This window comes from Marinicauda sp. Alg238-R41 (assembly GCF_947331485.1).
In the GTDB taxonomy this organism is placed as follows: Bacteria; Pseudomonadota; Alphaproteobacteria; order Caulobacterales; family Maricaulaceae; genus Marinicauda; species Marinicauda pacifica.
In genome coordinates this window covers 518,277-535,460 of sequence record NZ_CAMZOJ010000002.1, presented here as the reverse complement: position 1 = coordinate 535,460, position 17,184 = coordinate 518,277, and the positions used below count along the sequence as shown (strand labels likewise).

The 17,184-nt window shown below is 66.6% G+C and carries 16 protein-coding genes; 4 read left to right on the top strand and 12 right to left on the bottom strand.

Annotation, left to right across the window (positions count from 1 at the left end):
- Positions 1–65: 65 nt before the first annotated feature.
- The 3 genes from PGP17_RS11110 to PGP17_RS11100 are packed head-to-tail and all read left to right on the top strand — an operon-like array spanning position 66 to position 3,174.
- Positions 66–1,355, top strand: a complete 1,290-nt coding sequence (locus PGP17_RS11110) for a glycosyltransferase family 4 protein (protein WP_270375400.1) — start codon at positions 66–68, stop codon at positions 1,353–1,355.
- Positions 1,352–2,071 (top strand): class I SAM-dependent methyltransferase, encoded by a 720-nt coding sequence (locus PGP17_RS11105; protein ID WP_135945728.1) that lies wholly within the window; start codon positions 1,352–1,354, stop codon positions 2,069–2,071. The genes PGP17_RS11110 and PGP17_RS11105 overlap by 4 nt, the downstream gene beginning before the upstream one ends.
- Positions 2,068–3,174: a hypothetical protein gene (locus PGP17_RS11100; RefSeq protein ID WP_270375398.1), complete on the top strand. Its 1,107-nt coding sequence runs from the start codon at positions 2,068–2,070 to the stop codon at positions 3,172–3,174. Before PGP17_RS11105 ends, PGP17_RS11100 begins: the two co-directional genes overlap by 4 nt.
- Here the strand turns inward: PGP17_RS11100 and PGP17_RS11095 are convergent.
- Positions 3,143–3,766 (bottom strand): class I SAM-dependent methyltransferase, encoded by a 624-nt coding sequence (locus tag PGP17_RS11095; RefSeq protein WP_270375396.1) that lies wholly within the window; start codon positions 3,764–3,766, stop codon positions 3,143–3,145. The two genes, PGP17_RS11100 and PGP17_RS11095, sit on opposite strands and share 32 nt — an antisense overlap.
- A gap of 6 nt (positions 3,767–3,772) precedes the next feature.
- Complete coding sequence (locus PGP17_RS11090) at positions 3,773–4,423, bottom strand: hypothetical protein (protein ID WP_270375395.1); 651 nt, start codon at positions 4,421–4,423, stop codon at positions 3,773–3,775.
- A 128-nt stretch (positions 4,424–4,551) separates the two neighbouring features.
- On the opposite strand from PGP17_RS11090, the gene pip reads away from it, so the two are divergent.
- Positions 4,552–5,526, top strand: a complete 975-nt coding sequence (gene pip / locus PGP17_RS11085; RefSeq protein WP_270375393.1) for a prolyl aminopeptidase — start codon at positions 4,552–4,554, stop codon at positions 5,524–5,526.
- A 59-nt stretch (positions 5,527–5,585) separates the two neighbouring features.
- Here pip and PGP17_RS11080 read toward each other — a convergent pair whose 3' ends face one another.
- The 10 genes from PGP17_RS11080 to PGP17_RS11035 form a co-directional block, all read right to left on the bottom strand.
- Positions 5,586–6,926 (bottom strand): sodium-dependent transporter, encoded by a 1,341-nt coding sequence (locus PGP17_RS11080; protein WP_135945733.1) that lies wholly within the window; start codon positions 6,924–6,926, stop codon positions 5,586–5,588.
- Between the two features lie 131 nt (positions 6,927–7,057).
- Entirely contained in the window at positions 7,058–8,203 is a 1,146-nt protein-coding gene (gene rodA / locus PGP17_RS11075; RefSeq protein WP_270375391.1) for a rod shape-determining protein RodA, read from the bottom strand.
- A gap of 4 nt (positions 8,204–8,207) precedes the next feature.
- Positions 8,208–10,073: a penicillin-binding protein 2 gene (gene mrdA, locus PGP17_RS11070; protein WP_270375389.1), complete on the bottom strand. Its 1,866-nt coding sequence runs from the start codon at positions 10,071–10,073 to the stop codon at positions 8,208–8,210.
- 57 nt (positions 10,074–10,130) lie between these two features.
- Positions 10,131–10,637: a rod shape-determining protein MreD gene (gene mreD / locus PGP17_RS11065; protein ID WP_135945736.1), complete on the bottom strand. Its 507-nt coding sequence runs from the start codon at positions 10,635–10,637 to the stop codon at positions 10,131–10,133.
- Positions 10,637–11,707: a rod shape-determining protein MreC gene (gene mreC, locus PGP17_RS11060; RefSeq protein ID WP_135945737.1), complete on the bottom strand. Its 1,071-nt coding sequence runs from the start codon at positions 11,705–11,707 to the stop codon at positions 10,637–10,639. The genes mreD and mreC overlap by 1 nt, the downstream gene beginning before the upstream one ends.
- Before the next feature lie 24 nt (positions 11,708–11,731).
- On the bottom strand, positions 11,732–12,772 hold the full coding sequence (locus PGP17_RS11055) for a rod shape-determining protein (RefSeq protein WP_135945820.1): 1,041 nt from the start codon (positions 12,770–12,772) through the stop codon (positions 11,732–11,734).
- Between the two features lie 124 nt (positions 12,773–12,896).
- Positions 12,897–13,655: a TVP38/TMEM64 family protein gene (locus PGP17_RS11050; RefSeq protein ID WP_270375385.1), complete on the bottom strand. Its 759-nt coding sequence runs from the start codon at positions 13,653–13,655 to the stop codon at positions 12,897–12,899.
- A 115-nt stretch (positions 13,656–13,770) separates the two neighbouring features.
- On the bottom strand, positions 13,771–14,760 hold the full coding sequence (gene ilvC, locus PGP17_RS11045; protein WP_270375383.1) for a ketol-acid reductoisomerase: 990 nt from the start codon (positions 14,758–14,760) through the stop codon (positions 13,771–13,773).
- Entirely contained in the window at positions 14,757–15,695 is a 939-nt protein-coding gene (miaA, locus tag PGP17_RS11040; protein WP_270375381.1) for a tRNA (adenosine(37)-N6)-dimethylallyltransferase MiaA, read from the bottom strand. Before miaA ends, ilvC begins: the two co-directional genes overlap by 4 nt.
- Positions 15,696–15,704: 9 nt before the next feature.
- The gene (locus tag PGP17_RS11035) at positions 15,705–17,087 is read right to left on the bottom strand and encodes a Do family serine endopeptidase (protein ID WP_270375379.1); all 1,383 of its coding nucleotides are present in this window, start codon (positions 17,085–17,087) and stop codon (positions 15,705–15,707) included.
- Positions 17,088–17,184 lie beyond the last annotated feature (97 nt).

Here is a 17,184-nt window from a genome sequence, read left to right as displayed (position 1 = left end):
AAGCTCAGCGCGCACGCGCAAAATCGCTTGGAGCTGCCGGGGCCTGCGGCTAGCTTCCCGCCTCGATGAGAGACGCCGACGACATGAGTGCGGGCCCGCGCGCCGCGCCGCCCTTGCGGGTATTGCTGACCAGCTACCGGTCCAACCCCCATGTCGGCGGACAGGGCGTGTATATACGCGAGCTGAGCCGGGCCCTGACGCGTCAGGGATGCGAGGTTTCGGTCGCCTCCGGCCCGCCCTATCCCGAACTCGATCCCGGCATCGAGCTGATCGAGCTGCCCTCGCTCGATTTGTTCAGCGAGACCAACGCGCTTCTCGCCCTGCGCTGGCGCCACCTCGCCTCGCGTGCCGACCGCGGCGAGTGGCTGGCCCACAATAGCGGGGCCTTCGGCGAGATGACCGCCTTTGCCCGCCGGCTGAGGGCGTTTCTCGAGCGCGAGGGCGACCGCTTCGATGTCGTGCACGACAACCAGACCCTGGCCATGCCGATGGTCGGGCTGTCACGCCGCATCCCGCTTCTGACCACCCTGCACCACCCAATCGACATCGATCGCGACTTTGCCATTGCCGGCGCCGGCTCATGGTGGAAGCGCCTGCTGGTCGCGCGCTGGCATGATTTCGTGAAGACCCAGGCCGCCGCCGCGCGCCGCCTTCCCGGCTTCATCTGCGTGTCCGAAGCCTCGCGCCAGGCCTATGCGGCGCGCTGCGGCGTCGATCCTGCGCGCATCGCCGTCTCTCACAATGGCATCGACCACGCCGCTTTCTATCCCGATCCGGCAGTCGCTCGCGATCCCGGCCTGATGGTGGCGATGGCCAGCGCGGATGTGCCCATCAAGGGGCTGGACGTGCTGATCGAGGCGATGGCCAAAATCGCCCCGGCCCGTCCCGACCTGCGTCTCGTCGTCGTCGGCACGCTGCGCGAAGGACCGACCAAACGCATGCTGGACCAGACCGGCCTGACCGGACGGGTCGAATTCCGCTCAGGCCTGGCCCAGTCGGAGATCGCGGCGCTCTTCCGGCGCGCGGCCGTCTTCGTCTCCGCCTCCCGCTTTGAAGGTTTCGGCTTTCCTCCGGCCGAGGCCATGGCGTGCGGCGCGCCGATCATCGTGTCGACCGGCGGGGCCTTGCCCGAAGTCGCGGGTGATGCCGGCATCGTCGTTCCGGTCGAGGATGCCGATGCGCTGGCCGCGGCGATCGAAAGCGTGCTCGACTTTCCAGACCGCGCCGAACGCATGAGCCGGGACGGTGCCGCCTGGGCGCGGACCGCCTTTGTCTGGGACGATCATGCCCGCGCCTCGCTCTCGCTCTACCACGAGCTTATCGCCACTCATCCCCGGACCCAGGCTGCCTCATGATCACACTCGACCTCGATGCGCTCGACCTTGAAGACGGCATGCGTGTGCTCGATCTCGGCTGTGGCCGCGGACGCCACCTGCATGCGCTGTACTGGCACGAGCGCGCGCTGGACGTGACCGGGCTCGATCTCGACTTCGACGATCTGGACGCCGCCATTGACGGCTTCTTCGAGCTGCCGCCGCCCCCGGCCGAGCCGCCGCGTACGGCGGTCTTCTCGGTGGGCGACGCGGGACGTCTGCCCTTCGCCGATGACAGCTTCGATGCCGTGATCTGTTCTGAAGTGCTCGAACACCTGCCCGATGTCGATCTGGCGCTGGCCGAGATCGACCGCGTCCTGAAACCCGGCGGCAAGTTTGCGCTCTCGGTCCCGCGCTACTGGCCCGAGGCGATCTGCTGGAAACTCTCCACCGGCTACCAGAACACGCCCGGCGGCCATGTGCGTATCTTCAAGGATTCCGAGCTGCGCGCTCGCGTGGAGCGCCAGGGCTACCGCTTCTTCAAGCGTCACTGGGCCCATGCCCTGCACAGCCCGTACTGGTGGCTGCGCTGCGCCAAGTGGGACCGCCAGGAGGACAGCCGGACCGTGCGCGCCTATCGCAAGGTGCTCGAATGGGACCTGATCGAAGCCCCGCGCCTGACCCGCTGGAGCGAGAAACTCCTCAATCCGGTCCTCGGCAAATCGGTGGCGCTGTATTTTGAAAAGGCCGCAGCATGAGCGCGCGCACTCTCTCCGGCCTGGATCTGGGCGCCTGCGCGGACCGGATCGAACAGCTCCAGAACCGCGACGGAATGATTGACTGGATCGAGACCGGGGTCTGGGACCCGTGGAATCACGGCGAAAGCGCCATGGGTCTGGCGGTCGTCGGACGCGAGGAGGCCGTTCATCGCGCCCTGGACGCGCTCGCCGCGCGCCAGAACGCCGATGGCAGCTGGGATGGCGAGCTCGGCGCCGGCATCCCCATGGATGAAAGCGGAGAGCGCATCGCGCCGCCCGCGATACCGGCCACTGCGCGCGATACCAATTTCAACGGCTATGCCGCCGTCACGGTGCTGCGCTGCGCGCTCGCCCTGGATGAGCCGCGCCTGATCGCGCGCCATTTTGCCATGGTCGAACGCGCGCTCGACTGGGTTCTGGCCCACCAGAGCGAGCACGGCGACATCGTCTGGCGCGCGCCGGATGCCGGTCAGCCGCTGGACAGCGTGGATTCGCTGCGCGCGGGCAATGCCTCCTTGTTCAAGAGTCTCGAATGCGGGCTGCGCCTGGCCGATGCGCTTGGAAAGCCGCGTCCTCAATGGGCCACAGCCCGCCAGCGGATCGCGGACGCGCTGATCGACCGCCCCGAGCGCTTCGACCGGGAGATCGACCGCTCGGCCTACGCCATGGACTGGTATTATCCGGTCCTGGCCGGCGTGGTGACCGGACGTACCGCGCGTGCCCACCTGGAGGAGGGCTGGTCGCGCTTCGTGGTGGAGGATCTGGGATGCCGCTGCGTGACCGACGAGCCCTGGATCACGGCCGCCGAAACGGCCGAACTCGCGCTGGCCTGCCTGTCGGCCGGGCGCACCGAGACGGCCCGCAGCCTGCTTGACGATCTGTCCCCGCTGGCCTCGTCACAAGGCGGCTACTGGATGGGCTGGCAGTACGAGCTGGGCGCGGTCTGGCCGCGCGAGTCTCCGAGCTGGACGGCCGGAGCCATCCTGCTCGCCGCGGACGCTCTGTACGCCTTGAGCCCCGGCAGCGATCTGCTGATCCGCCATGCGCGTGCCGATGCCTGGACCGCAGGCGCTAGAGCCGGCGCAGGATCTCAAGCGAATTGACACGCTCGACCGGCTCGAACAGGCCTGAGCCCACCGCCAGTTTCCAGATTTCGTAGGGAGGCCGTCCGCCGTCGGCAGGGTTGGGGAATACGTCGTGTATCGCCAGCACTCCGCCGGGCGCCACATGACCGGCCCAGGCCCGATAGTCGCCGAGCGCCGTCTCCATCGCATGGCCGCCATCGATGAACAGGAAGCTGACCGGCCCCTGCCACCAGCGGCCCAGCAGGGCCGACGGTCCGACCAGCGCCATGACCGTGTCTTCAAGACCCGCCCGAGCAATCGTGCGCCGGAACTCGGGCAGCGTGTCGACCCGGCCCAGCTCGGCATCGAACAGGTCCGGGTCGTGATACTCTTCTCCGGCCTGGTGTTCTTCCGATCCGCGATGGTGATCGACGGCGAACAGCACCTTGCCGGTCTCGCGCGCCGCCCATCCCAGATAGACGCTTGAGCGCCCGCACCAGGAGCCGATCTCGACCAGCGGACCCGGCGCACGCACGCCGCTGGCATGGCGATGCAAGGCATCGGCCTCGTCGCGCGCCAGAAATCCCTTGATTGTTTCGGGGTCGAAACCCGCCTCGGCCGTATCTCTCACCGCGGGTCAGCCCACATTGGCAGAACCGGACGCCCAGCGCCGTTCTGCCAGCCGGTCGGCGCTTGCAGCCAGCCGCGTGATTTCAGTTTCCAGCCCGTCCAATCCGGATTCGACCGGGGCCAGGCTCGTGCCGTCGCCCTCCTGGGTCACCAGCTGGCCGGACACATCGGAGAAATAGCTCTTTGCCCGGCGCGCGGCGGTCAGCGCCGCTTCGGCGCGGGCAATGTCGCGATTGATCGCATCCTGTTCGTAAGAAGTGTTGCTGCTTGCGACGCGGTCGGCCGCGTCGGCCACGTCCGCCGTCAGCCGGGTGGCCCGCTCGATATCGCTCTGCAGCAGGCTCACGGCATTCGCCTCGTCGCTTGTGATGTAGGCCATGGCCGGCGTCTCGGCCGGGTCCTCATTCGCCTCGTCGCCTTCACCGGTGACAAGACGGCTGAAAAAGCCCAGAGCCCCGGAATTGCCTGAGGTTTCGACCCGCCAGCCCTGCTCGGCCACGGTGTCGCGCAAGGTGCGCGCCGCGCGTCTGAGCGCCTGTTGCTCGGATGTGCCGAGCTCCACCTGCTCGCTGCCGCCCAGGTCGAACGGCGCACTGGCGCAGCCCTGCAGCACCAACGCGCATCCCAGTGCGGCTGCAATCGCATGACTTGTCGGCATCCGCCTCACCCGGTCTGCTCCATGTCGCGAAGTCAGCGACGCCCCCCGCGTCGCTTTATTTCTCTATCAAAACGCATAAGCTGGTCAAACACCAAGCGTTTAACAGCATCATTAGCACAAGTTTGACGATGGACGCCCAGAGAAGCCGCCACCATCGCGTGGGTCTCTACCCGCATATCGAGCCATTCCGCACCGGAATGCTGGCCGTCGGTGACGGGCACACCCTTCACTATGAAGAATGCGGGCGAGCCGATGGAGTTCCCGTTGTCGCGCTGCACGGCGGGCCAGGCGGCGGGGCATCTCCCGCCATTCGCCGGTTTTTCGATCCCGATCGCTACAGGATCGTCGTGTTCGACCAGCGCGGATGCGGGCGCTCGCGCCCTTTTTCCTCGCTGGAACACAACACCACGCCTCATCTGATCGATGACATCGAACGTCTGCGTGAAGCCTTGCGCATCGATCGCTGGGTGGTCTTCGGCGGCTCATGGGGCGCGACCTTGTCACTGGCCTACGCGCGCGCCCATCCGGACCGCACACTGGGCATGGTGCTGCGCGGCGTGTTCGCCTGCACCAAAGCCGAGCTTGACTGGTTCTACCGCAGCGGCGCCAACCACCTCTTCCCCGACATGTGGGAGCGGTTTGCCGGGCGCCTGTCCGCGCGTGAACGCGAGGACGTGCTGAACGCCTATTACCGGCGCCTGAACGGCGATGACATCGCCGCGCGCCGGGACGATGCGCTGGCCTGGGCCTCGTGGGAAAGTTCTCTCATCGCCATGTCCCCCGCCGGCGATCTGGCCGCGCCCGATCCGCGCCGGGCCGATGCGATCTCGCGCATCGAAACCCATTACTTCGTCCATGGCGGCTTTCTGGAGCGCGACGGCGTCCTTCTGGAAGAGACCGCGCATCTGAAATCCATTCCCGGCGCGATCGTCCAGGGGCGCTATGACATGGTCACGCCGCCCAAGACGGCCTGGACGCTGTCCCAGGCCTGGCCGCGTGCGCGGCTGGAATTCATCCACGACGCCGGCCACGCCGCGGGCGAGCCGGGAATCATCGACGGCCTGGTGCGCGCCACCGACCGGCTCGCCGACACGCTGGAATAGCAAAAACCCTCCGCCAGGTGGCGAAGGGTTTTGCGTCGTGCCGTAGTGGCAGCTCGGGCCTAGCCGCCGAAGACGCCGAAGCGGGCATTCAGGCCCAGCACCAGAATCGCGCCGATCACGATCGGGCAGACATAGCGCAGCAGGAAGCGCCACAGGCTGAACACGCCTTCGCTCATCTCCGAATTCTCGTGACGCATCGTCGCTTTCGGGATCACCCAGCCGGCGAAGACCGCGACCAGGAAGGCGGTGATCGGCAGGAAGATCTCGCCCGACAGCACGTCCACGAAGGCCCCACCGAACACCGGCGAGTAGACCGCGCCGACACCGACCATCCAGACCAGCGCACCGGCCACCGTCGCGGCCATGCCCGCGCTCATGTCGGTATGCTCCTCGGCCCAGGCCACGATCACCTGCAAAAGCGAGATCGACGAGGTCAGCGCCGCGATGAAGGCGAGGAAGAAGAAGGCTCCGCCGACCATATTGCCGAACGCCATGTCGGCGAAGACCGCCGGCAGCGCGTTGAAGATCAGGCCCATGCCCGAGGCCGGGTCGATGCCGACCAGGAAGACGATCGGGAAGATCATCAGGCCCGCGATCAGCGCGACCAGCGTGTCCGACCCGGCGATGATGGCCGAGGACGTGCCCAGATTTTCGCTGCGCGGCAGGTAGGAGCCGTAGGTGATCATGATGGCCGAGCCGACCGAGACCGAGAACAGCGCCTGTCCCAGCGCCGCCAGCACCACGCCCGGCGTGATCTTGGTGAAGTCCGGCGCGAACAGGTAGTTCAGCGTCTCCAGCGCATCCCCGCGCAGCAGCGAGAAGACCGACAGGCCGATCAGCATCACGAAGAAGAGCGGCATCAAGATGGTCACTGCCTGCTCGATCCCGCCTTTCAGCCCGCGCGCGACGATCAGCACGGTCAGCACGATGAAGAGGGAGTGCCAGAAGATCTGCACCGGAATGGAGTTGTAGAGCGAGACCGGAGCCTCACCCACCGGGCTGGAGCCGAACTCGCCCAGGAAGCCCATCGCGGAGAAGGCCATGACCTGGCCGGCAATCACCGAATAGGTGCACAGGATCAGGAAGGCGCCGATCATGCCGAACCAGCCGACGATCGACCAGCGCGTCGAGGCGCCCGAATTGTGCGCCATCTTGCGCGTCGCGCCGACGGCGGAGAGCTGGGCGTTACGCCCGATGCTCAGTTCCGCGTTCAGCACCGGATAGGCGACCAGCGCCACGCAGAACAGATAGACCAGCACGAAGGCCGAGCCGCCATTCTCTCCGGTCTGGAACGGAAAGCGCCACAGATTGCCAAGCCCGACCGACGACCCGACGGCCGCCATCACGAAAGCAAAGCGCGACGACCAATGGGCATGCTGCCCGGGCGATAGCGAAGCCATGGATGTCTCCTCCCGCTGCCGGCTCTGGACGCCGGCTTTTTCCCCTGTCTGCCCCCTCGGGCAGGCTGGCGCGGAACGTTATCCAGTCCGCCGGTCCGGTCAAGCGTGCTGTCACAACATTGCCGCAATGGCTAGCCGAACAGGCCCGCCCCCTTGGGCGGCTCGGCGCCGCGATGCACGTGCGCGCACAGGATCAGGCCAAGGCCGAACAGCACGGTCAGCATCACCGTCCCGCCATAGGAAATCATCGGCAAGGGCACGCCCACGACCGGCACCAGCCCCATCACCATCGCCACGTTGATGAAGACGTAGAGGGCAAGCGTCGTGGTGATCCCCATCACCACCAGGCGCAGGAAGACCGACTTGCACGACATCGCGATCGCGATGCAATTGGCCAGCAGCAGGCCGTACAGCCCGATCACGAAGATGCCGCCGACAAAGCCCCACTCCTCGCCCAGCGTGGTGAAGATGAAGTCGGTCTGGTGTTCGGGCAGATAGTTCAGCTGGCTCTGCGTGCCCTGCATGAAGCCCTTGCCGGTAAAGCCGCCCGATCCCAGCGCGATCTTGGACTGGATGATGTTGTAGCCCGCGCCCAGCGGATCGGCTTCGGGGTCCAGGAAGGTCGTGATGCGCTGCCTCTGATACTCCTCCAGCCCGTAGCGGATCGCCAGCGGCACGCCGACCGCCACGGCCACCGCTCCGCCGGCAATGATGCGCCAGGACAGGCCGGCCATGTACACGATCACGCCCCCGGTCGCCGCGACCAGGAGCGCGGTCCCCAGGTCGGGCTGTTTCAGGATCAGCACGGTGGGCAGGCCGATCATCGCCGCGGGCACCAGGAGCCCGCCCAGCGAGGAGACCTTCTCCTGCGGCAGGTCGTGGTAATAGCGCGCCAGCGCCAGCACGAGGGCAATCTTCATCACTTCGGACGGCTGCATGCGGATCGGCCCGATATCGATCCAGCGCTGCGCGCCCATCACGATCGCGCCCATCAGCTCCACGCCGATCAGCAGGACCAGCGCCGCCAGGTACATCGGATAGGCGACGCCCATCCAGAAGCGCGGCGGAAACAGCACCACGGCCAGCATCACCGCGAAGCCGAGCCCGAAGCGCACGGCGTGGGTGATCGCCCAGGGCGTCCAGGATCCGGCCGCGACCGAATAGAGCATGCCCACTCCGATGCTGCCGATCAGCACCACCAGAAGGACGAACGCCCAGTTCACCTCATAGAGTTTGGCCCGGAAGCCGCGCGGCACGGCCTGCGTGAAAACCGCCATGGGGTCAGCTCTCCTGCCCGGTGCCGGCCATCGCCGTCACCGTCTGGAGCCGCTGCGCCGGATCGCGCTCGATCAGGTCGCGCAAAAGATCGCGGGCCGGCAGCGCGGCCGCGCTTCCCCCGCCGCCGTGCTCGACCACCGCGGCAACGGCGTATTTGGGATCGATGGCCGGGGCATAGCCGATGAACAGGCCGTGATTGCGCAGGCGCCAGGGCAGCTCGTCCTGGCTGCGCAAGCCGGAGGCGCGTTCGGCGGTGGTGATCGAATAGACCTGGGCCGTGCCGGTCTTGCCGGCCATCTCCACGCCCTCCACGCCCAGCCCCTGCAGCGACCAGTAGGACGTGCCCCCCGGCTCGTGGACCACGGCGCGCATCGCCCGGTGGATTCGTTCACGGTGTTCGGGGTCGAACCCCATGTCGGCAAACGGAGCCGGATCGGTCCGGCGCAGCAGGGTCGGCGTCACCGCGCGCCCGGTCGCCAGACGCGACGTCATGACCGCCAGCTGAAGCGGAGAGGCCAGCAGGTCGCCCTGGCCGATCCCCACATTATACGTGTCGCCCGTCGACCAGCCCCGGTTACGGCGCGCCCGCATCCATTGCGGATTGGGCACCAGCCCGTCGGCGCGGTCGGGGATATGCATGCCGATATCGTAGATTTCGCCCAACCCCATGCGGTGGCAAATCTCGTTGATGCGATCGATCCCGAGCCGGCGCGCCACCTCGTAGAAATAGATGTCGCACGACGTCTTGATGCCTTCGTGCAGGTCGACCGAGCCATGGCCTTCGCGCCGCCAGCAGTGGAAGCGGCGATTGCCCAGTGTCGTGTGGCCGACGCAGCGAACCCGCTCGTCCGGCTCCATGACGCCGGCTTCCAGCGCGGCCATGCCCATCATCCCCTTGACGGTGGAGGCCGGCGCGTACAGCCCGGTCGTCGCCTTGTTGAAGAGCGGGCGGTATTCGTTCTCGTTCAGCGCGCGGAAATCATCGGTGCCGATCCCGGTCACGAACAGGTTCGGATCGAAGCTCGGCGCGGAGACCAGCGACAGGATTTCCCCCGACTGCACGTCCATCGTCACCGCCGCCGCGCTTTCCCCGGCCAGGCGCTGCATGCCGAAGCGCTGGGCTTCGGCGTCCACGCTCAGCATCACATCCTGGCCGCGCACGGACGGGTTGGACTGGGCGGGCAATTCGCGGATGACCCGGCCATAGGCATTGACCTCGACCTTCAGCTGGCCGGCAGAGCCGCGCAGCGTCCGGTCCTGGGCCGCCTCGACCCCGGCCCGGCCGATGCGGAAGCCGGGATGGAGCAGCAGCGGATCGTTGCCTGCCGCCGCCTCGGATGCGGCCTGAACATAGCCGGCCACGTGGGCGAAGGCCTGGGGATGGGGATAGGTGCGCACTTCGCCGACATCCGGGCTGATCCCCGGCAGGTCGGGCAGGTGCAGATTGACCCGCGCGAATGTCTCCCAATCCAGGTCCTCGGCGATCTCGACCGGCTGGAAGCGCGGCGAACGCTGGATTTCGCGCAGGATTCGCTCGCGCCGTTCGGGGGACAGCTCCATCAGCCGCGCGAGCCGGTTCAGAGCCGCCTCCGCATCGCCGGCCTGCTCAGGGATCAGGACGATGCGATAGCTGTCGCGATTCTCCGCCACCGCTTCGCCGAACCGGTCGAGAATCCGTCCGCGCGTCGGCGTCTCGAGGCGGAAGTTGAACTGGTTGTCTTCCGCCATAAGGCGGTAGCGTTCCTGCTGGTGAACCTGAAGCGTGTAGAGGCGCGCGCCCAGGCCTGCGAACACGGCGCCGCCGGCCCCGGCCATCAGGATGGCCCGGCGGTTGAACTGCGCCTGATTTTCCTGCTTGTCGCGCTTCATTCCTGGTCCCGTTTCCCGGGCTGGACCGCCCGGTTCACTCTCGCCTCGTCTGCCCGGTCACGAGAAGGTCGAGCGTTCCTTCCGGCGGGCGAAGAAAAAGGCGAACACAGGAAACAGTATGATGGTTAAAACACCTTCCGTCACGAGGTCGGCTGTTCCTGCCGGCTGGCCGAGCGCAACCGAACCGGCGCCCCAGGCGACGGCCAGCGCGATCAGGGCCAGCACCGCAAAGCGCAGGGAAACCGGGCCGATCTCGCCTCCGCCTTCCTCGTCCCGCGGACGCGCAATGGAAAAGGCGACCAGGTAGGCCAGCGCCCACACGCCCATCGGTCCGCCGATCAGCAAATCCTGCAGCAGCCCGATCAGGAAGATCAGCCAGGGCGGCACATAGCGCGGCCGGCGAACCGCCCAGATGAAGAGCGTGATCAGCGGCAGAAGCGGCAGCAGGTCCATGCCGGTCGGCAGCCGGGTCGGCGCCGCGTGAAGCAACAGGCTGGGAATCAGGGTCAGAGCCATGCCGGCGAGCGTCGGCCAGGCCGAGCGGCGTTCCAGGGGTGCGCGCATCAGTCCTCGCCTCCCGGCTCGCCATCCGCCGCGCCGTCTGCTGTGCCGTCCGATGAGCTCGTCTGCGCGATCGCCGCCGGCGCGCCACCCGGCCCGGACGTTTCAGGCTCAGACCCCGTCTCGCCATTCTGCGGTGTGCCGGCATCCTGCGGCGCGTCTCCGGTGAGATCTCCGGTCAGGTCTTCGGCATTCAGCCCCGGCAGCGCATCCACGGAAAGCGGATTGGCTTCGGGCGGCGCGACCGGCTCGAACGGCCAGATCCACACCAGGTCCAGCGGCGCGGCATCGGAATAGAGCGCCACGCGCCAGCGCCCGTCGCGGTCGCGCACGGCCTCGCCCACCGGCAGGCCGCGTGGCAGCACATTGTCATCGCCGGACGTCACGATCCGGTCGCCTTCCTGGATATCGGGATCGGTTCCCAGATACTCCAGGCGCGGAAAGTCGGTATTGTCACCGGTCAGCATGGCGCGCGCATTGGAGCGGTCGGCCATCACCGCCACCCGGCTGTTCAAGTCTGTCAGAAGCAGAGCACGCGCGGACCGCTGGCCGACATCGACCGTGCGCCCGACCAGGCCGTAAACGTTCACGACCGGATAGCCTTCCCTCACCCCGTCCCGGGCGCCCACCCCGATCAGGCGGGAGCGTACGAACGGACCGGCCCGCTCGGCCACGGCCCAGGCAGTGATTCGCTCGCGCACGGCCGGTGTTTCAAGATTGAGGGCTTCTTCGTAGAGCCGGGCCCGGTCGCGCAGGGACAGCGCCACATCGCGCCAGGCGCGCAGCTCGGCGAGGTCCTCGCGCAATTCGCGATTCTCCTGGGCCAGCTCGAACTGGCGCCGCCACCACGGGCCGACATTCTGAACGCCGCGAAGCGGCCAGGCGGCCAGTTCCAGCACGGGCATTGCCGCGTCGTTGAAACCGGCGCGCACTCCGCTCAAGACCTGGGGCCGGTTTTCCGGGCGGTCGGATGCGACAAGAATGCAGGACACGAGAACCAGAAAGATGAACAGGGCCGGCGAGAACCGCACACCCTCTTCATTATCGCGCCGCGAGGATCGCCACTGCGCCAAGGTCTGGTCCCCCGAGGTGCGCGGTTAAACGGCTTCGGACAGGATGGGCCGCCACACGCGCAGGTTTTCAACCGCTTTTCCACAACCCAGCACCACGCAGGAGAGCGGCTCGTCTGCCAGGCTCACCGGCAGGCCGGTGCGGTCGCGAAGCTCGGTGTCCAGATTGCGGAGCAGCGCCCCGCCCCCGGTCAGCACGATACCCTTGTCCACGATGTCGGCGGCCAGTTCCGGCGGCGTCGCTTCCAGCGCCTGCTTGACCGCCTCGACGATCTGTTCGACCGGCTCGGACAGCGCATCGGCGATCATCGCCTCGGTGACCACGATCTCGCGCGGCACACCGTTCATCAGGTCGCGGCCCTTGATCTCCAGGCTCAGCCCTTCGCCTTTCGGCGGCGGCGTCGCGGAGCCGATTTCCTTCTTGATGCGCTCGGCGCTCGTTTCCCCGATCAGCAGGTTCGCCGAACGGCGGATATAATTGATGATGGCTTCGTCCATCTTGTCGCCGCCCACGCGAACCGAGCGTGAATAGACGATGCCGGACAGGCTCATCACCGCGACCTCGGTCGTGCCGCCGCCGATATCCACGATCATCGAACCGGTCGGCTCGTCGATGGGCAGGCCCGCGCCAACGGCGGCCGCCATCGGCTCGTCGATCAGGTAGACCTTGCGCGCCCCGGCGCCCAGCGCACTCTCGTGGATCGCACGGCGCTCCACGGCGGTCGCGCCGGAGGGCACGCAGATCACGACTTGCGGGCTGACGAAGCTGCGCCGGTTGTGAACCTTGCGGATAAAGTGGGCGATCATCTCCTCGGCCACGTCGAAGTCGGCGATGACTCCGTCGCGCATGGGACGAATCGCTTCCACGTTGCCAGGCGTCTTGCCGAGCATGAGCTTGGCTTCCGCCCCGACCGCCTGCACGTGCTTGCGGCCCTTTTCTATCTTGTACGCGACAACGGAGGGCTCATTGAGCACGACGCCGCGTCCACGCACGTAAACGAGCGTGTTCGCAGTCCCGAGGTCGATGGCGATATCCGCAGAGAGAAGGCCGAACAGGCTTGAGAACATGGAAAAACCGGTGTCAGCAAACAGGAGCAAATTTTTAAGACTGCGACCAAATGGTCACAGAGCGAGTCTTGGTTTCTTGTGCGATGCCTCGCGCCATATTGCAAGCGCGCGAGGTCTCTCAAACTCAGCGTTCTGCGGCGTCATCGCCCGTATGTGCGTCTTGTTTCAACTCTGCCGCCTCCATTCCGAGATCGGAACCGCGCAGCCAGCGGCGCGCAATCAGCATGAAGCCGATCCAGGCGGCACCGGCCGCGACCAGAGCCGCGATGGCCCAAGGCCCCCCGCCGGAGAGAATCGCCATCAGGCTGCCGCCGAAGAAAGCCACAAGGGCGGTCTTGGGAATGATGCCCAGCCCCATGCCGGACGCAAAGGCGGGAAATCCCATGTGCGAGATTCCCGCCGCCATGTTCACCACGATGAAGGGGGCGGAGGGCACGATGCGCACGATGAAGCTGGCCCAGAAACCATTGCGTCCCACGAAGTCGGAGATCCGGTTGACCGTCTGCCCGCCATAGCGCCGGACGATCTTCGCTCCCAGCAGCCGGGCGAGGTAGAAGTTGAGCGCGCCGGAGACCATCGTGGCGATCCAGGAATAGAAGAAGCCCTGAAGCGGTCCGAAGGCGAAGACAGCCGCGCCGATCAGCGCGAACTGGGGAAAGCCGACAAAGGCGAGCGCCGTGAACGCCACGATGGTGGCCGGGATCGCGTACCATTCCTCGGCCGCGTGCTCGAACCATTCGCCAACCGCGCCCGGCTCGAGATCCAGCACGAATTTGCCGATCAGGAACACGATCGCCACCGACAGGAACAGCGCCAGCGACACCCAGACGGCGCGGCCCGCGCGCAAATCCATTCGCATGAAAAATTTGAGAAGCGCGTTCATCGATACTCGTTCAGGCAGGGCTGCGGCTCAACGAACGCGGACGCTCGCATATTTGATGCCGAACTAACACGCCATTGGTCCCCTTTTGTCAAAACCGGCCGGCAGGCGCGGCGTCTTACTTCGATCCCTTGAGCAGGGCGCGCAGCTCCTTGCCGGCGTCCTCAAGCGGATGCTCGCCGGCTTTCGCCCGCGCCGCTTTGAGCCACGCCCGGTCATTGGCGTAGTCGGCCACCCAGCGCCGCGCGAAATCGCCCCGCGTCACATCCTCGACAATGGCGTCGAAGACCGGCCCGACCGCCCTGGAAATCTTCCCCTCCACCTCATGGGCGCCGAACTCGGCCGTATCCGAGATCGCCTCATACATACCGGCTATTCCGCGATCGTGGATAAGTTCGGCGATATACTTCAACTCGTGGACCGTATCGATGTAGGCCATGCGCGGTCCGATTCCGGCCGCGGTCAGGCGCTCGAACCCGGTGCGGGCGAGCGCGCACATTCCGCCGACCAGGACGGCCTGCTCGCCTAAAATGTCGGCCAGGGCCTCTTCGCGGAAGCTGGATGGGAAAATACCGGCTCGACCGCATCCGATTGCATTGAGATAGGCCTTGGCTAATGGTTCGGCAGTGGTGCTCGATCCCGGGGTTACTGCCCAGAAACCAACAAGTCCTCCACCCTTTTCAAAGCTGGAGCGCACCGCCCCGCCTGGCCCCTTGGCCGCCGCCAGGATGACGTCGCAATCGGCCGGGGGCCGGAGCACGCCATACTCGATCGAGAAGCCATGACACAGGATAAGTGCTTGTCCTGGCTTGCGATTTTCTGCGATATGGTCGTCCCAGATCTGACCGTGCGCCTCATCCGCGGCCAGCAGCGACAGCACATCGGCTTCGCGCGCCGCCTCTTCGATGGAAACCACAGTGAATCCATCAGCTTGCGCCTTCGCAATCGAGGCGGACCCGGGCCGCAGCGCAATCGAAATCCGCTCCACCCCCATGTCGCGCATGTTCAGCGCATGCGACCGGCCGTGATTGCCGTACCCGATGATAGCCACATGGCGCGACCGGATCGGCTCGAGGTCGATATCGGCTTCGTAGAGCGCGTCGGTCAAAGCCCAAACTCCTTGTCTATAAAGCGGTTAAGCTCATTTCTCTGATCGTCCGGGTCAAGGCTGGAAATGCGCGCCCGGCCTGGATGCTGGTTGGCAAACCACGTGTATTGCCGCTTCGCATACCGGCGCGAATCCCGCTTCGCGGTCTCCACCGCCTCCGCCAGCGTCAGCTCGCCGGCCAGATGGTCGAGAAGCGGCGGCAGGCCCACCGCTTTCATGGCCGGCAGGTCGCGATCCAGCTCCAGGCGGAAAATCGCCTCGGCCTCCGCCAGCGCCCCGGCGGCCATCATGGCGTCGAAGCGGGTTTCAATTCTCTGGTAAAGCGTTTCACGATCAGGAGAAATCACGACACCGCGCCAGCGGTCTTGCGCCAGGAGCGGCACGGTATCGGCCTGCAGCGCGCTCAGCGCCTGCCCGGTCTCCCGGCCGATTTCCACGATGCGCTGCAGGCGCTGGCGGTCGCCCGGCTCAACCCGGCTTGCCGCCACCGGGTCATGGCGCATCGCCTCTTCACGCAATGCCTCAACTCCGCGCGCCGCGACTAAAGCATTCACCGCATCGCGCACGCGGGCCGAAATCTCCGGCGTCGGCGCAAGTCCCTCGGTTAGAGCCTTGAAATACAGACCGGTTCCTCCCACGAAGATCGCACGCTTTCCACGCGCTTTCACCGCCTCCAGGCGCGCCAGCGCCCGGCGGCTCCACTCGCCAACCGAGCAGCGCACAGCCGGGTCCACCTCGCCGAACAGGTGATGGGCAATCCCCGCCATCTCCGCGCGATCAGGGCGAGCGGACAGAATCGCAAGCCGGTCATACACTTGCATGGAATCGGCGTTGATGATTTCCGCGTCCAGGCGCCCGGCCGCGTGCAGGCTGAGCGCGGTCTTGCCCGAAGCCGTAGGGCCGGCCAGGAACAGGATGTCTGGCGCCGCGACCACCGCGACCGCTTACTGGCGAATCGTCTGGAAGATGAACTGGCCGGCACGGTTGATCGTGAACAGGACCGGCTCTTCTCCCCCGCCGGAGGCCTGCTCGGCGACCTGGCGCGCCTCGACGACATCGCTGACCGGGGTCCAGGCGATCTCCTCGATGACATCGCCCTCGCGCACTTTTCCAGCCGCATCGCTGTTCGGGTCCACCTGCGTGATCAGCAGGCCTTCCGCGTCCGGGTGGACATTGTAGCGCCGGCGCAGGGGGTCGGTCAGCGGCGTAACCGCCAGGCCGAAGAAGCTCGGCTCGCTCTCGGCCTCATCCGGCGTGCCGCCCTGCGGCGTTCCGGTTGCGGCGATCTCTTCTTCCAGACGCGCAATCTCGACGGTCAGTGTCATCGCCTCACCGCGGCGCAGAATATCGACAGCCGCTCGCGTACCGACCGCCGTCTCTGCAACGATGCGCGGAAGCCGGCGATCGTCGGGAACCGGCTCGCCGTTGAAAGCCAGGATCACGTCGCCGCGGCGGAGCCCGCCTTCATCGGCCGGTCCGCCCTGCTCCACACGGCTCACGATGGCACCGCGCGGACTGGCTAGGTTCATCGCCCGCGCCATGTCCGGTGTCACCGGTTGCACGTTCACACCGATCCACCCGCGGCGCGTTTCGCCATACTCGAGCAACTGGTCGACCACGACGGTCGCGATGTTGGAGGGAATGGAAAAGCTGATCCCCACGCTCGCGCCGGTGGGGGTGAAAATCGCGGTGTTCACGCCGACAACCTGGCCGTCCATATTGAACAGCGGACCGCCGGAATTGCCCTGGTTGATCGCCACGTCGGTCTGCAGATAGTCGTCGTACCGCCCGCCAATCTCACGCCCGCGCGCCGAGATCACACCGGCTGTCAGCGAGCCCCCGAAGCCGAACGGGTTACCGATCGCGACCACCCAGTCGCCGACACGCGCCGCGTCGCTATCGCCCCAGGGAACGGGCTGGAAACGATCCTGCGACTGAATGCGCAGGACTGCGAGGTCGGTGGCCGGGTCCCGGCCGACGATATCAGTCGGATAGGTGCGTCCGTCAGGGAAGGTCACCTCCACCTCGTCCGCATCTTCGATCACATGGTTGTTCGTGACGACCACGCCTTCTGCACGAATGACGAAACCAGACCCGAGCGAGTTCGCGATTCGCGGTCCGTCGCCCAGCAGGTCGTTGAAGCGCTCCAGCGGCGATCCGGGAGGGAAGGTCGGCATCGCATCGTTCTCGGTCATGCGCTGCACGGCCGAAATGTTGACCACGGACGGTGACAACGCCTCGGCGAGATCGGCGAAGCCCTCGCGCGGCTGCGCATGGGCGGCCGCCGAGACGGCACAAAGAACAAGAGCGGCGAACAGGGCGCGCATCGGCGTCTCCTTCGCTAGAGCGGCAGGCAATCACGATCCGGGTGTATCCGTCCCCCCCGCTGGCCGCAAGACGGCAGCCAGCGACGGCACGAACTCA

What these genes read in the sequence shown, in the direction of transcription:
- PGP17_RS11110 (WP_270375400.1), top strand. Translation starts at nt 66, where the DNA reads ATGAGAGACGCCGACGACATGAGTGCGGGCCCGCGCGCCGCGCCGCCC.
- PGP17_RS11105 (WP_135945728.1), top strand. Translation starts at nt 1,352, where the DNA reads ATGATCACACTCGACCTCGATGCGCTCGACCTTGAAGACGGCATGCGT.
- PGP17_RS11100 (WP_270375398.1), top strand. Translation starts at nt 2,068, where the DNA reads ATGAGCGCGCGCACTCTCTCCGGCCTGGATCTGGGCGCCTGCGCGGAC.
- PGP17_RS11090 (WP_270375395.1), bottom strand. Translation starts at nt 4,423, where the DNA reads ATGCCGACAAGTCATGCGATTGCAGCCGCACTGGGATGCGCGTTGGTG.
- pip (WP_270375393.1), top strand. Translation starts at nt 4,552, where the DNA reads ATGGACGCCCAGAGAAGCCGCCACCATCGCGTGGGTCTCTACCCGCAT.
- PGP17_RS11080 (WP_135945733.1), bottom strand. Translation starts at nt 6,926, where the DNA reads ATGGCTTCGCTATCGCCCGGGCAGCATGCCCATTGGTCGTCGCGCTTT.
- rodA (WP_270375391.1), bottom strand. Translation starts at nt 8,203, where the DNA reads ATGGCGGTTTTCACGCAGGCCGTGCCGCGCGGCTTCCGGGCCAAACTC.
- mrdA (WP_270375389.1), bottom strand. Translation starts at nt 10,073, where the DNA reads ATGAAGCGCGACAAGCAGGAAAATCAGGCGCAGTTCAACCGCCGGGCC.
- mreD (WP_135945736.1), bottom strand. Translation starts at nt 10,637, where the DNA reads ATGCGCGCACCCCTGGAACGCCGCTCGGCCTGGCCGACGCTCGCCGGC.
- PGP17_RS11055 (WP_135945820.1), bottom strand. Translation starts at nt 12,772, where the DNA reads ATGTTCTCAAGCCTGTTCGGCCTTCTCTCTGCGGATATCGCCATCGAC.
- PGP17_RS11050 (WP_270375385.1), bottom strand. Translation starts at nt 13,655, where the DNA reads ATGAACGCGCTTCTCAAATTTTTCATGCGAATGGATTTGCGCGCGGGC.
- PGP17_RS11035 (WP_270375379.1), bottom strand. Translation starts at nt 17,087, where the DNA reads ATGCGCGCCCTGTTCGCCGCTCTTGTTCTTTGTGCCGTCTCGGCGGCC.